General features: G+C 65.5%; 12 protein-coding genes. 8 read left to right on the top strand and 4 right to left on the bottom strand.

Annotated features, from left to right (window positions below):
* Nucleotides 1-37: 37 nt before the first annotated feature.
* Genes ABIE24_RS12405 through ABIE24_RS12435 form a run of 7 tightly spaced genes read left to right on the top strand, consistent with a single transcriptional unit; the run spans nt 38 to nt 7,064 of the window.
* Nucleotides 38-442, top strand: coding sequence for a carboxymuconolactone decarboxylase family protein (locus ABIE24_RS12405; protein WP_502916279.1), 405 nt, complete (start codon nt 38-40; stop codon nt 440-442).
* Complete coding sequence (locus tag ABIE24_RS12410) at nt 439-1,341, top strand: NAD(P)-dependent oxidoreductase (RefSeq protein WP_354500105.1); 903 nt, start codon at nt 439-441, stop codon at nt 1,339-1,341. The genes ABIE24_RS12405 and ABIE24_RS12410 overlap by 4 nt, the downstream gene beginning before the upstream one ends.
* The gene (locus ABIE24_RS12415) at nt 1,338-2,093 is read left to right on the top strand and encodes a carboxymuconolactone decarboxylase family protein (RefSeq protein WP_354500106.1); all 756 of its coding nucleotides are present in this window, start codon (nt 1,338-1,340) and stop codon (nt 2,091-2,093) included. Before ABIE24_RS12410 ends, ABIE24_RS12415 begins: the two co-directional genes overlap by 4 nt.
* The gene (locus tag ABIE24_RS12420; protein WP_354500108.1) at nt 2,090-3,688 is read left to right on the top strand and encodes an FAD-binding oxidoreductase; all 1,599 of its coding nucleotides are present in this window, start codon (nt 2,090-2,092) and stop codon (nt 3,686-3,688) included. Before ABIE24_RS12415 ends, ABIE24_RS12420 begins: the two co-directional genes overlap by 4 nt.
* Nucleotides 3,689-3,737: 49 nt before the next feature.
* Complete coding sequence (locus ABIE24_RS12425) at nt 3,738-5,120, top strand: FAD-binding oxidoreductase (protein WP_354500110.1); 1,383 nt, start codon at nt 3,738-3,740, stop codon at nt 5,118-5,120.
* Between the two features lie 31 nt (nt 5,121-5,151).
* Entirely contained in the window at nt 5,152-5,964 is an 813-nt protein-coding gene (locus ABIE24_RS12430; RefSeq protein ID WP_354500113.1) for an SDR family oxidoreductase, read from the top strand.
* Complete coding sequence (locus tag ABIE24_RS12435; RefSeq protein WP_354500115.1) at nt 5,961-7,064, top strand: zinc-binding dehydrogenase; 1,104 nt, start codon at nt 5,961-5,963, stop codon at nt 7,062-7,064. Before ABIE24_RS12430 ends, ABIE24_RS12435 begins: the two co-directional genes overlap by 4 nt.
* Before the next feature lie 83 nt (nt 7,065-7,147).
* On the opposite strand, the gene ABIE24_RS12440 is transcribed toward ABIE24_RS12435, so the two are convergent.
* Both ABIE24_RS12440 and ABIE24_RS12445 read right to left on the bottom strand, forming a co-directional pair.
* On the bottom strand, nt 7,148-8,719 hold the full coding sequence (locus tag ABIE24_RS12440; protein WP_354500117.1) for an FAD-binding oxidoreductase: 1,572 nt from the start codon (nt 8,717-8,719) through the stop codon (nt 7,148-7,150).
* Nucleotides 8,720-8,723: 4 nt separating this feature from the next.
* On the bottom strand, nt 8,724-9,038 hold the full coding sequence (locus ABIE24_RS12445; RefSeq protein WP_354500119.1) for a cupin domain-containing protein: 315 nt from the start codon (nt 9,036-9,038) through the stop codon (nt 8,724-8,726).
* A 238-nt stretch (nt 9,039-9,276) separates the two neighbouring features.
* Here ABIE24_RS12445 and ABIE24_RS12450 point away from each other — a divergent pair, with 238 nt between their 5' ends.
* On the top strand, nt 9,277-10,404 hold the full coding sequence (locus ABIE24_RS12450; protein ID WP_354500121.1) for a flavin reductase: 1,128 nt from the start codon (nt 9,277-9,279) through the stop codon (nt 10,402-10,404).
* Between the two features lie 6 nt (nt 10,405-10,410).
* On the opposite strand, the gene ABIE24_RS12455 is transcribed toward ABIE24_RS12450, so the two are convergent.
* Together ABIE24_RS12455 and ABIE24_RS12460 are read right to left on the bottom strand one after the other, a co-directional pair.
* Complete coding sequence (locus tag ABIE24_RS12455; protein ID WP_354500123.1) at nt 10,411-11,982, bottom strand: FAD-binding oxidoreductase; 1,572 nt, start codon at nt 11,980-11,982, stop codon at nt 10,411-10,413.
* Between the two features lie 2 nt (nt 11,983-11,984).
* The gene (locus ABIE24_RS12460) at nt 11,985-12,812 is read right to left on the bottom strand and encodes an SDR family NAD(P)-dependent oxidoreductase (RefSeq protein WP_354500125.1); all 828 of its coding nucleotides are present in this window, start codon (nt 12,810-12,812) and stop codon (nt 11,985-11,987) included.
* Nucleotides 12,813-12,953 lie beyond the last annotated feature (141 nt).

Genomic DNA, 12,953 nt, shown 5'->3' on the forward strand with positions numbered 1-12,953 from the left:
CTTGACAGCACGACCACAGAACAAGGGGACATCAGCTATGAGTAACGACATCACCAGACAGCAGACCTATGACGACGGACTCCGTGTGCGACGCGACGTGCTCGGTACGGCGCACGTCGACCGGTCGCTCGGACAGGTCTCCGAGTTCTCGCGGCCCGTTCAGGAATTTGTGACGGAGTATTGCTGGGGTGCGGTGTGGAACAGGGACGGTCTTGATCGCCGCACGAGGAGCCTTCTCAACATCGTCATGCTCACCGCGCTCAACCGCATGCACGAGCTCAGCGTCCACGTTCGGGGTGCCGTCCGAAACGGTGTGACCGTCGAGGAGATCCAGGAGGCGCTGCTCCAGGCGGCCGTCTACGTCGGCGTACCTGCATCGCTCGAGTCATTCCGTGTGGCCGAGGCCAAGATCGAAGAGATGAAGGCGGCAGGCGAACTGTGAGCCTCAATCACACGGTCGCCTTCGTGGGGCTGGGCAACATGGGTCTTCCGATGGCTGGACGTCTGGTCGCGGCCGGTGCAACGGTCGCCGGGTTCGACGTCTCCGAATCAGCCAGGAGAAGCCTCGAGTCCGCTGGCGGAACGACAACCGAGACGGCTGTCCTTGCGGCACGCGACGCCGACATCGTCATCCTCATGCTGCCGAACTCCGACATTGTCGACGCGGTCCTCACCGGCGAGAACGGGCTGCTCGGCGGCATCCGCCCCGGCACCATCATCCTCGACATGAGCTCCTCGGAACCGCTTCGCACCCGGGCGCTCGCCGAGACCGTCGAGGCTGCTGGTGCGCGGCTCGTTGACGCGCCGGTTTCCGGCGGCGTCAAGGGCGCCCAGAACGGCACCCTCACCATCATGGTCGGCGGCGCCGATACAGATTTCCACCGGGTCGAGGACCTGCTGAAGGCGCTCGGGAACCCAGCCCACGTGGGTGCCATCGGTGCCGGACACGCCCTCAAGTCCATCAACAACCTGATGTCCGCCGCCCACCTCTGGGTCACGAGCGAGGCCATGCTCACCGGCATCGCTTTCGGCCTCGAGCCCGAAACGATGCTCGCGGCGATCAACCGGTCGAGCGGACGGAGCGGCTCGACTGAGCACAAATGGCCGAACTTCATCGTGCCAGGCACGTACGACTCGGGGTTTGCCCTCAGCCTCATGCTCAAGGACATGCGTATCGCCACCGGCCTGGCCGAGCGACTCGGCGTGCCGCACACGCTCAGCGACGAGGTGGTGGCGCACTGGGGTGCGGCGAGTGCAGACCTCGGCCCCACGGCGGATCACACCGAAGTGGCCCGCTGGCTGACCCTCGCCGAGAACAAGAAGGAGGGGAACGCGGCATGAATGACGACTCCCGCCGCGCCGCCATCCGTCTCGAATACGAGCAGGCCCATGGCGAATGGGACCACAAACTGCAGGCCGTGCTCGACCTGGACGCCGACTTCCTCGCGGCGTACTCGAAGCTGGCCGCTGTGCCCGCCCGCACGCGTGCGCTCCCCGAGAAGGTGCAGCACTTCATCCGCCTCGCTGTCGCAGTGAACTCGACGCACCTCTATCTTCCCCCGGCGCGCGGGCACATCCGGCGCGCGCTGGACGCCGGAGCGACGCCGGCCGAAATCATGGAGGTCCTCGAGTGCTGTGCGACGCTCGGGATCCACTCCATGAACATCGGGGTTCCGATCCTCGTCGATGTGCTCGAGAAAGCAGGTCTCCGCAGTGAAGCTGCGCCGCTCGACGAATACCAGGAGCGGCTCAAGGCAGAGTTCACCCAGAAGCGCGGCTACTGGCACGCATTCTGGAACGAGATCCTCGAGCTCGCTCCGGAGTTCTTCGACGCCTATACCGAGTTCTCATCGGTGCCATGGGTGAGCGGACCGCTCGAGCCGAAGGTGAAGGAATTCATCTACATCGCTTTCGATACGGCCGCCACCCATCTCTACACGTCGGGGCTTCGGCTCCACATCGAAAACGCCGTCGGGTACGGAGCGACGGCAGCGGAGCTCGTCGAGGTCATGGAGATCGCGGCGACGCTCGGCATCCACGGGGTCCTCGAAGCGGCTCCCATCCTCAAGGAAGAGATGACGGCTGGAAAATGACTGACAACACCATGACGGACAACACGATCACAGATAACTCAGGTGCCTACATCCTGTCCCCTGAGATCGAGAGCCGATTCCGGGACGTGCTCGACGAGGGAGCTGTCATCGTCGACCGGGAGGGACGAAACGACTTCCGCGATCCGTACTGGTTCCAGGACGACCTGACCTACGACTCCTCGGCGGTGCTTCTGCCATCGTCGACCGAACAGGTGCAGGCGGTGGTGCGCATCGCGAACGAGTTCGGTGTTCCCCTGTGGACATCCTCGCTCGGCAAGAACAACGGATACGGCGGTCCGTCCCCTCGCGTCGCCGGGTCGGTGCTGCTGAGCCTGCGACGCATGAACCGCGTGATCGAGATCAACCCGACACTCGCCTACGCGGTCGTCGAACCAGGAGTCTCCTGGCTGGACCTGCACCAGGCGCTTCAGGACGGAGGTCACGACGACCTGCTTGTCTCCGTTCCCGACCTCGGGTGGGGCTCCGTCATCGGCAACACCCTCGACAGCGGCGTGACCTACCTTCCCTTGGGGACCGATTTCCAGGCGCCGACGGGTATGGAGGTGGTTCTCGCCGACGGCACGCTCCTGCGGACCGGTATGGGAGGGATCCCCGGCTCGAAGGCATGGCACGTCTACAAACGCGGGCTCGGCCCGGTGCTCGACCCGCTCTTCGTGCAGTCGAACTTCGGAATCGTCACACAGATGGGCTACTGGCTCATGCGCAAGCCGGAGGCGTACGCACCACTCTTCCTCACTGTTCCGCAGGACTCGCAGCTCGAGCAGGCCATCGACATTCTCCGTGAACTTCGGCTGAGCGGCATCATCCGCGGAGTTCCGGTCATGCAGAACACCATCACCCTCGCCTCGCACTTTCCGGAACTCCTCGGCAAGATGCAAGGGTCGAGCGGAACGTTCAGCGACGATCAGCTGCAGGAGCTCGCCGACGCTTCGGGAGTCGGGCGCTGGGGAATGCGCACCGCGGTCTGGGGTGACGAGGTCGTCGTGCAGCATCATGTGGACCGCATCACGGCCGCATGGTCGGCGATCGAGGGCAGCCGGGTGGATCACGCCCGAACCTACCTCAGCGGGGAGTGGGACGAGATCGTCCATTTCGTCGACAAGGTTCAGGCCGGCATCCCGAGCCTTGACATGCTCGACGCGCTACCGGAACACGTCGGCCACGTCGGGTTCTCACCCGCCGTGCCTCTCGTCGGCGAGAACGTCAGAGAGGTCGTCGACCTGCTGGAGAGCATCGTCGTTTCGCAGGCCCAGGTCAACTTCGTGGCGGGGATCTGCGTCGCGAGCGAGCGCAGCGCTCTCATCGTGAGCGGACTCGCGTTCGACACCACCGACGAGCAGCAGACGAAAACAGCCTTCGACACCGTCAAGACCATGGTGCGCGAAGCAGGCAAGCTCGGCTACGGCGAATACCGTGCCCATCTCGACTTCATGGAACTCGCAGCCGAACAGTACTCCTTCGGCGACCACGCCTACCGCCGCTTCGTGGAGAAGATCAAGGATGCCGTCGACCCCGCCGGCATCCTCTCGCCAGGGCGACACGGAATCTGGCCGGCGAATCGCAGAGAACGATGAACGGGTCGCACCAGAACGATCCGGCGAACACTGAAGAAAAGGGAATGTGATGCCAGTACTCTCCGAATCCGTCGTGACGACGCTCCGCTCTTCCCTGACCGGCCCGGTGTACGCGCGGGGGGACGACGGATACCAGGCCGAGATCGACGGCTTCAACTCCCTCTCGCCGATGGCTCCTGACTACGTGGTCGGTGCGGCAACCCCGGAGGACGTTCAGCTCGCTGTGCGCTTCGCCGCGGATCATGATCTCGAGGTCGTCGTGCAGGCGACCGGGCATGGCTCGTACCGTCCGGTTCGCGATGGTCTCCTCATCCGCACCCAGCGCCTCGACGCCGTCCTGGTCGATCCCGAGGCGCGGACCGTCACAGTCGGGTGCGGTGCCCAGTGGATGGGTATCCTTCCCGCCCTTGCTGAGCACGGTCTCACAGCCGTCACCGGATCGTCCCCCAGTGTCAGCGCGGTTGGCCTGACCCTCGGCGGTGGCGCGGGTCCGCTCAGCCGCACGCTCGGCTGGGCGGCGGATCGAGCCGTGTCCTACCGGGTCGTGATCGCTGACGGCTCGGTGATCGGTGTCTCGGCCGACGAGCATCCGGATCTCTTCTGGGCGCTCAAGGGCGGCAAGGTCGGCCTGGGCGTCGTCACCGAGATGACCCTCGAAGCCCTGCCGATCGCCGTGGTTTACGGCGGTGGGCTGTTCTTCGAGCAGGAGCACATCGAGGCGGTCCACCGTGCGTGGCTGGACTGGACGGCCACCCTGCCGGAGGAGGCCAACACCTCCATCGCCATCCTGCGTCTGCCTCCCGTGGGCGTGCCCGAGCCGCTTGCCGGACGCACGCTCGCTCATCTTCGATTCGCCTGGGTCGAGCCCGGGGTGGACGCCGAGCAACTGGCCGAGCGGGGTGAGGCGTACCTCGCGACGATGCGCGGGGTGGCTCCGGTGTACCTCGACGGAGTCGGCGTCCTGCCGACCCACGAGGTCGGCACAATCCACGCTGAACCGTTCGGTCCACTGCCCGTCTGGGAGCGCGGAGAGTTTCTCGACCAGATCGACCAGGATTTCGTCAGCGCGATACTCGAACACTCCGGTGCCGACGCCGATTCACCGATGGCGAACGTCGAGACGCGATTCCTCGGTGGAGCCCTTGGGCGGGAACCGGACTTGCCGAGCGCGATCGGGGGACGTTCGGCGGCGTTCTCGCTGCTGGCAATCGCTGCCGTCATCCCCGGGCTCAATGACCATCTGCTGCCGACATCCGGCCCGGCACTCTTCGATGCGGTATCGCGATATGCGCACCGGGAAGTGAACTATAACTGGGCCGGGCACCCGAGCCCCGAGGTCTTCGACCGGCTGTGGCCGAAAGAGACCGCCAGGAAACTGACACAGGTTCGCGCTCAGTACGATCCGCGGGGCATCTTCGCGTTCGGCAACTGACGACAGACAACCACCACAAGAGAGGTCACACATGACGAACATCGAGGGACGAGTGGCCGTGGTCACCGGTGGCGCATCGGGTATCGGGCGAGGAATCGCCGAGCAGCTCATCGCCGAGGGGGCGAGGGTCGTCATCGCCGACGTGCAGCGAGACGTCCTCGAGAGCACCGCGGCTGAAATCGGCGCGGTTCCGGTCTACGCAGATGTGACGGATGCCGCGAGCGTCGACGCGCTGGCGACGACGGTGCTCGACCGCTTCGGTTCGATCGGAATCGTCGTCAACAACGCCGGGGTCGGACCCCTCGCGCGAGTCGCTGACATGACGCTTGCCGACTGGCGCTGGCTCATCGACGTCAACCTGTGGGGAGTCATCCACGGCGTCACGACCTTCCTGCCGATTCTCCAGGCCAATGCGGACGGCGGTCACCTGGTGAACACCGGATCGATGGCGTCGTTCTCACCGATGGCCGGCGCGGGTGGCTATGCGGTGACCAAGTATGGCGTGGCCGCACTGACGGAGGCGCTGGCGCTCGAGCTCGAGGAGGACGGCTCGAACGTGCATGTCACCCTTCTGGCGCCGGGTACCGTGCGCTCGAACATCAAGAACAGCTCCCGCAATCGCCCAGACGGTTCGACCGGGGCGCTTGCCGACGTGGACATCTCCGAAGGGCCGGGCGCCGGTCTGCGCTGGATCGATCCCATCGATGCCGGCCGGGTCCTGACCAGGGCGATCCGCGACAACGACCTGTACGCGCTCACGCATCCGGACTGGTGGCACATCGTGGAGAGCAGGCATGACGCGGTGCGGGCCGCCTTTGGCAAGTCGGTCGAGGACTCACCGTGACCGTGCGCGGCAAGGCGGGCGTGCTTCGCGCCATCGGCGAACCCTTCTCGATCGAGGCCGTCGACATGCTCGCCCTCGATCCGAAGCGGGTGCTGGTCAGGACACATGCGAGCCCGTTCTGCTCCACCGACGTCAAGAACTGGAAGGGACAGCTGTACAAGATCCCGCCCACCATCCTCGGTCACGCGTCGATCGGAGAGGTCGTCGAGGTCGGATCCGCCGTCGACCAGGTCCGGGTCGGCCAGCGGGTGGTCGTGCCGGGAACCCCGGAATGCGGCCGCTGCTACTACTGTGCGATCGGTGAGCCCTGGCAATGCGGCGAACTGTTCGATCTCGGCGGCATCTACCCGGACGTCGCCAGGGGAGACGACGGCGCGCTCATCTCGTGTGCCGGGTGTGTCGGGGGCTATGCCGAGTACATGTCCATCTCCGAGAACCAGGTGTTCCCCATCGAGTCCGACCTTCCGTCGGAGACGCTCTCCATGCTGGGCTGTGGCATCACGACCGGCGTCGGTTCGGTGTTCAACATCGCGAAGGTGCAACCGGGCGAGTCCGTGACGATCGTCGGCGCAGGCCACGTCGGGTTGTGGATCGTGCAGGCCCTGCGTCTCGCAGGCGCAGGCACGGTGATCGTGGTGGAACCGAACGCCGCCCGGCGGGAACTCGCGGGCAGCCTCGGCGCCGATCACCTTCTGGATCCCGCTGTGGACGATTCGCTCGTCCGGGTGCGTGAACTCACCGGCGGGCGGGGCGCCGATGTGGCGTTCGAGGCCGCAGGGCCGGCAGCGTCGCAGGAGCTCGCCGTACGGGCGGTGCGACGTGGTGGCCGAACCGTGCTGAGCGGCTTCGAAATCGGCGGCGCCGAACTCGTGCTGCCGCAGGTGGAGACCGCACTGCAGAGCCGTCGCATCCTCAGCTCGCAGAACGGGCAGGTGCACATGCGCAGCGACCTGCAACGCTACGCAGGGATGCTCGAGCGCGGTCTTCTCGACGGCGCCCCGATCCTGACCAACACCTACCCGCTCGAACAGCTCGACCTGGCGAGGGAACGGTCAGGAAGCTACACCGACGTCTGCGGCGTCATCGTCTTCGACCACTGAAACGAAGAACGGGGGCCTGCGGCTGTGCCGCAGGCCCCCGAGTTCCGGGCGATGCGCGCGAACGCATGTCCCGAGCATCCCTTCTATTTCTCGCGGTACTTCGCCGGCCAGACCCCGTGTCGACCGGGTGAGAGGATGCCCTTCGGGTCGACGGCGTCCTTGATGGCTTCAGTGAAGCGCCGGTAGGCGTGGTCGCCGAACGAATACTGGTCGGATGCGAGGTCCATGACGTCGAGATGCGCGCGGTACTCTCCGTAGCCTTGCTCGCCGAGTTCGACGATGAGCTGCCGGACGGTGTCGAACGTTGCCTTGACGTGCGCCTCATTGTTCTTGTCGAAACTCATGGCGCTCACGATCATGGCGCTGCGGTCGTTGGTCGGGAAGATCGCGCACACGAAGTTCGCACCCGTCTGCTCGATCACCCGGGCCTTGATCTGTTCGACGACCTCGACGACCTGACGTCCGGTGAGGGGGACGATCGGCGAGAAGCCGACATGGCCGACCCAGTCGGGCATCTGCTCCATCATGTCGAGGCTGGGCACGCCGGCGGAGATCTTCTCCATAAAGCTCGACAGCTCGCCCCAGTTCTCTGACGTGAAGGTGCCGAGATCGTCGACGCGGCTCCCTTCAATTTGCGCCCAGTCCTCCCGGATCCTGGCGACCTGGAGACGAAGAACGTCCGGGTCACCCCACAGTGCTGTGCGAACCCCCCACCGCCCGATGCCCGTGTCGTCTGCGAGGGCGTCCAGGCGGTCCTCCGACCAGGTGGCGTCAGCGCCGGGGAACATGCCCATGTGCTCCGGGAACTGCGTGCCCATGGTGATGAGGTTCTGGATGTTCGGCACGCCCCGGATCACGCCGTCGAGGCGGAGCTCACGGATGATGTCGATGGCCTGACCGAGCTGGTTCTCGCGGGGGATGGAGAGATAGAGGGGCGTGTATGCGCGCGGGCGGCGCATCAGCCAGACGCCCATCCGCGTCACGATGCCGTAGTTCGACTGCATGAAGAGCGGGTCGAGCACCGGGCCCAGACCCCGCTTGTAGATGTGCCAGGACGGGTTGTCCGGGATGGCGCCCATGCCGGTCCGCAGAAGCGACCCGTCAGCGAGCACAACCTCAAGCCCACACGGGGCGGCGAAGTCGGCTCCGAGCGGCAGGTACGTCATGCCGTTGTCGAGCGAGTTGCCGATGACGGAGCCCCACCCGATGTCCGGAACAGACAGGAGCAGTTCGTCGCCCAATTCGTGCAGCGCGTCATAGAGGTCGAGCCAGCGCACTCCTGGTTCAACCACGGCGTAGGCGAGTTCGGTGTTGATCTCGAGAATCTTGTTCATGCGGCGCAAGCTGACGAGGACGGAACCGGCTACGCGGGCAGAGGGGCCGCCGTAGCCGTTGTTACGGCCCTGCGACGACGTCCAGATCGGGATTTCATGATCGTTCGCGATGCGCACGACGGCCTGCAGCTCGTCGACATCCCCGGGGAATACCACAGCGGAGGAGTCGTAGCTCCGGTCGTCCTTGAACCAATATGGATCGCGGTAGGTGTCGCGCTCGTCCTCTGTGACCAGGACATGGTCACGGCCGACGACGGCGATGAGTTCATCCCGCGCCGAGTCTGAGAGTGCGAATGGGGCGGGATTCGGGAAATCGCTCACGGTTTCAGGCCTTCGCTTTCGCGTAGTCCTCGTCGCTGACCTCTTCGAGCCAGACCGTCTCACCGAGGGTGATGGCAGTGTGCCCCATCAGCGAGTCGGTGGTGCCTCCGTGCCAGTGGCGCTCGCCCGGCTCGATCCACACGGTGTCGCCTTCACTGATGGTGCGGGGCTCACCGTCGCCCCCGCACACAAAGCCTTTGCCGCGGAACACCTGCAGGATCTGGCCGTTCTCGTGGTGATGCCAGTAGGTGCGCGCGCACGGCGTGAAGATCACGTTGTTGATCTTGACGTCCGGGCTGTCGGTGAGAACCCCATCCATCCAGACCTCGCCGGTGAATGTGTTACGTGCGGTGCTCGATGACGAGCCTGCACGACCAGAAATAACCCGCATTTGTTGCCTCTTTCTGAACTTCATCGTCCTGTGGATTGTCTGACAATACTATAACCGTCCCCCCGCCAAAACGGCTCGAAATTAGTTGTAAGACATGTAACTACCTGTTAGCATCGGTTCACGCACGGAGCTCCTGCTCCGACGAGCGGATCGCAAAGGGGCGAAAATGACTACAACAGACTTGACCACTGAAGGTCCTTCCAAGTGGGAGTTCCGCGACGTCATGGGACGATTCGCAAGTGGAGTCACTGTGATCACAACACATGTGGACGGAACGGATTTCGGCGCCGCGGCGAGCGCTGTGAGCTCGCTCTCCGACGAACCACCCATGCTGCTCATCTGCCTCAATGTCACGTCGAGCACTGCCCAGGCGATCGTTAAAGCAGGGACTTTCGCCGTCAACGTCCTCGCTGAGGACTCCGCACCCATCGCGCAGCGGTTCGCCAGCAAGGCGCCGGACAAATTCGCCACGGTGGCCTTCGAACGTGGACACGGTGACGCCCCGTTGATCTCGGGATCCATCGCCCAGTTCGAGTGCGTGGTCGAGGAGACCGTCCGCGGCGGAACTCACCTGGTGTTCCTGGCCCGGGCGGTCCACGTCACGTCGCACCCGGGCAACCCGCTCGCCTACTACCGCGGGTCGTTCGGCCGGATGGAGACCGCCCCCGACGCGGCAGCTCTGCACGCGGTGCGCGACTACGTCGTCGGCGCTGTGAGCGACGTCTCGGTCCCCCTGGACGCCGACCGCATCTCAGCCGAGCTCGACGTCGAAGTCGGCCGCACCTACCAGGCCCTTGTCGCCCTGGCCAACGAGGGGCTGGTCCGTCGCTCCGGAGCGAGCTTCGAGGTGGAACCCGTACCGGACCAGGTCATCTTCGACTACTACGCGGCGAAGCTCGCTGTCGAAATCGGCGCAGCCGCCCAGACGGTTGGCAAGGTCGGCCAGGACGAACTTGCGGAACTCCGCCGTCTCATGGAGTCGACACTCGAGTACGTGCACGGCGAAGAGTTCAGCGACCCCGAGGGGTGGATCCGGTCGAACGCTGCCTTCCACGAATACCTCGTGGGGCTCGCCGGCAGCGTCATCCTCAACGAGACCTATAAGGGCCTGCGTCTGCCCGCTCTCGAGATCCGCAGCATCACGCAGTCAACGAAGGCCACGGGCAAGTTGCTGGACGACCACGCTGCGATCGTCGAGGGTTACGAAGCGGGCAACCTCGAGGGGGTCCTGCGTACGCTCGTCGCGCACGCCAGTCGCCCCCAGGAGACCCGCGCCGCCTCTGCAGCGGGGTGAGGCGGCTCAGCGGGACGGTGTTTCCCGGTGATCCTGCATCGCGCTCGGCCATACGCCCTGCTTCCCGGGTGCGAGAACGCCGTGGGGGTCGAGCGCGTCTTTCAGCCTTGTGTGCAGGCGTCCGAGGGCACCGTCGTTCCAGTCGAAGGTCCCGGCGATCCGGTCCATGAACGCCACGTGCCCGCGGTATTCGCCGTAGCCGTCGTCCGCCACGGTCCCGATCAGGTCGCGAACCAGCGTCCGGCCGCGAGCGACCTGCTCGGCATCGTCACGGTCGAAGAGCACCTCGGTCACGTGGACCATCGAACGGCCGGTGATGGTGAAGGCGCCGCAGTAGTCGAAGCCGGCCGCATTGAAACGCTCCTGCAGTTCGCGCACCTGGGCGAGGGCCTTGGCGCCGTCGATCGGCAGCACGGGTGCGAACGAGACGTGCCCGCCGCGGCCTCCGAACCAGTAGGAGAGCTTCTCCGCGTACATCCCGGGTATGCCCGCACGGACGCGGTGGTGGGGAGCGATGTCGTCGGTGGAGGCATCCCCGGCGTAGTTCGTGACGGTCACGGTGGCCAGAGGGAGGCTTGCCGAGAAGGCGCGCCGTACCGCGGCGACTCTCGCGGCGACGAGTTCGTCGTCGCCGTAGACGGCGAACGTCATGGTCCAGCGGCCGACCCCGTAGTGCGCCATGATGCGCTCCTGCACACCGGGGGCAAGAGTGCCGTGATCCTCCTGCCACGTCGATCGTGGCCCGGAGAAGGCGGCGACGCCGATCGGATCGCCGATCACGACCGTGCTCTGTATGGTGCCGTTGAATTTGAGGGGTCGTACGGTATCGATGAGCTGTTCGAGGTCGTCGAACTCGCTGACGCCGATGTCAACGGCCGCCCACGCCTGCGGGGCGGGCATGAGCCAGAGGCCCATTTTTGTGACGATGCCGAGATTGGACTGCGCGAAGATTCCATCGACGGCGGGTCCGAAGCCGCCGCGATAAAGCTGCCAGGTGCGGCTGCCACTCATCGCGCCCATGCCGGTGCGCACGACTTCGCCGTCCGCGAGCACGACCTCCATGCCGCAGACCTGGGAGTTGTGGTCGCCGTACTCGGTGTATCCCAGGCCGCGCTCGAGGGCGTTGCCGATCACGCTCCCCCAGGACAGGTCGGGAACGGAGGCCCAGAACGGCGCCCCGCTCGCACGAAGAGCCTCGGCGAATTCGGCAAAGCTCACACCCGGCTCGACCAGGGCGGTTCCGCCGACCGGGTCGATCTCGAGCACCCGGTTCATGCGGGACAGGTCGATCACCACTGAACCCGGTGTGCGGGGGCTGCGACCGCCGTATCCGTTATTGCGCCCCCGTGATATCGGCCACAGGTGGATGCCGTGTTCTCCGGCGCTGCGCACGATCTGGCTTACTTCTTCGACGGAGCCCGGGCGGACCACCGCGGCGGTGGCGAATTCGTCGGGGTCACCGACCGGAAAGGGATCAGTGTACTCGTCAAGGTGCCCACGGGAGAGGACCGCGTCCTCGCCGACGATCGCGATGGCTGCGGCGGAGAATGCCTCGAGGTCGGGTTGGGTGCGGCTCATGCTCACATCACCATCCCGCCATTGACGTTGACCGTCTGGCCGGTGATGAACTGGGCTTCGTCGGTGCAGAGGTAGACGATGGTGGCCGCCATTTCCGATGGCGGCACGATGCGGGGGATTGGCTGCAGAAGCACCATGGATGCGAGCAGCTGTTCGTCGTCGGGCAACATTGCGGTCTGGGTGGCGGCCGGCGCCACCGCGTTCACACGAATATTCTCCTTCCCCAACAGTGCGGCGATCGCCCGCGTCATCCCGAGCACGCCCGCCTTCGACGCAGGGTAGGCGGCAGCGAGCGGGTAGGGCGCGAGGGCTCCGACGCTCGAGATAGTGACTATCGCGCCGCCGCGCGGCCCCGCCTTGCGCAGCAGCGGGATCGCTGCGCGCACGCAGTAGAAGGTGCCTGTCAAGTTGACCCGGATGACCAGATCCCACGCCTCGTCATCGATGGTCGCCGGGTCCGGGTCGCTGTTCATCTCGCTGAGTCGCCACGGCGCGTCGGAGATGCCCGCCGCGGTGACGACCGCGTCGATGTGACCATGATCGGCGTCGACGCGCGCAAAGGCAGCGTTGACCTGGGCGCTGTCCGCGACGTCGGCGCCGATCGGCACCGCCCGTTCGACGCCACGCCATACCGACTCGAGTTGCTCGAGCGACCGGTCCAGCACGTAGACGGTGGCTCCCTCGGCGATGAGGCGCTCTGCGGTTGCGCGCCCAATGCCCGACGCAGCACCGGTGACCAAAGCCACGCGATTCTCGAACCGGCGGGCGCCATAGGTCTCGACGGCGGCCACGCCGACCAGCCCGGGTGCACGTGTGTTGGAATCCGGCATCGTCGTTCCGCCCCGGACGCTGCATTGCGCCCTTGTGTATATGTACGATTGTCGTACGATAATTGCACCAACGGTACTACGATCGCACATGAACCCGCAGCAATACTCCGGGACGCGGCGTTGATAGCCGGATTTCAAAGG

It is taken from the genome of Mycetocola sp. 2940, from assembly GCF_040548835.1.
Classification (GTDB): Bacteria; Actinomycetota; Actinomycetes; order Actinomycetales; family Microbacteriaceae; genus Mycetocola_A.

Excerpts from the sequence above, each read along its gene's own strand:
- ABIE24_RS12405 (WP_502916279.1), top strand. The coding sequence starts at position 38 with ATGAGTAACGACATCACCAGACAGCAGACCTATGACGACGGACTCCGT.
- ABIE24_RS12415 (WP_354500106.1), top strand. The coding sequence starts at position 1,338 with ATGAATGACGACTCCCGCCGCGCCGCCATCCGTCTCGAATACGAGCAG.
- ABIE24_RS12420 (WP_354500108.1), top strand. The coding sequence starts at position 2,090 with ATGACTGACAACACCATGACGGACAACACGATCACAGATAACTCAGGT.
- ABIE24_RS12425 (WP_354500110.1), top strand. The coding sequence starts at position 3,738 with ATGCCAGTACTCTCCGAATCCGTCGTGACGACGCTCCGCTCTTCCCTG.
- ABIE24_RS12430 (WP_354500113.1), top strand. The coding sequence starts at position 5,152 with ATGACGAACATCGAGGGACGAGTGGCCGTGGTCACCGGTGGCGCATCG.
- ABIE24_RS12445 (WP_354500119.1), bottom strand. The coding sequence starts at position 9,038 with ATGGATGGGGTTCTCACCGACAGCCCGGACGTCAAGATCAACAACGTG.
- ABIE24_RS12450 (WP_354500121.1), top strand. The coding sequence starts at position 9,277 with ATGACTACAACAGACTTGACCACTGAAGGTCCTTCCAAGTGGGAGTTC.
- ABIE24_RS12455 (WP_354500123.1), bottom strand. The coding sequence starts at position 11,982 with ATGAGCCGCACCCAACCCGACCTCGAGGCATTCTCCGCCGCAGCCATC.
- ABIE24_RS12460 (WP_354500125.1), bottom strand. The coding sequence starts at position 12,812 with ATGCCGGATTCCAACACACGTGCACCCGGGCTGGTCGGCGTGGCCGCC.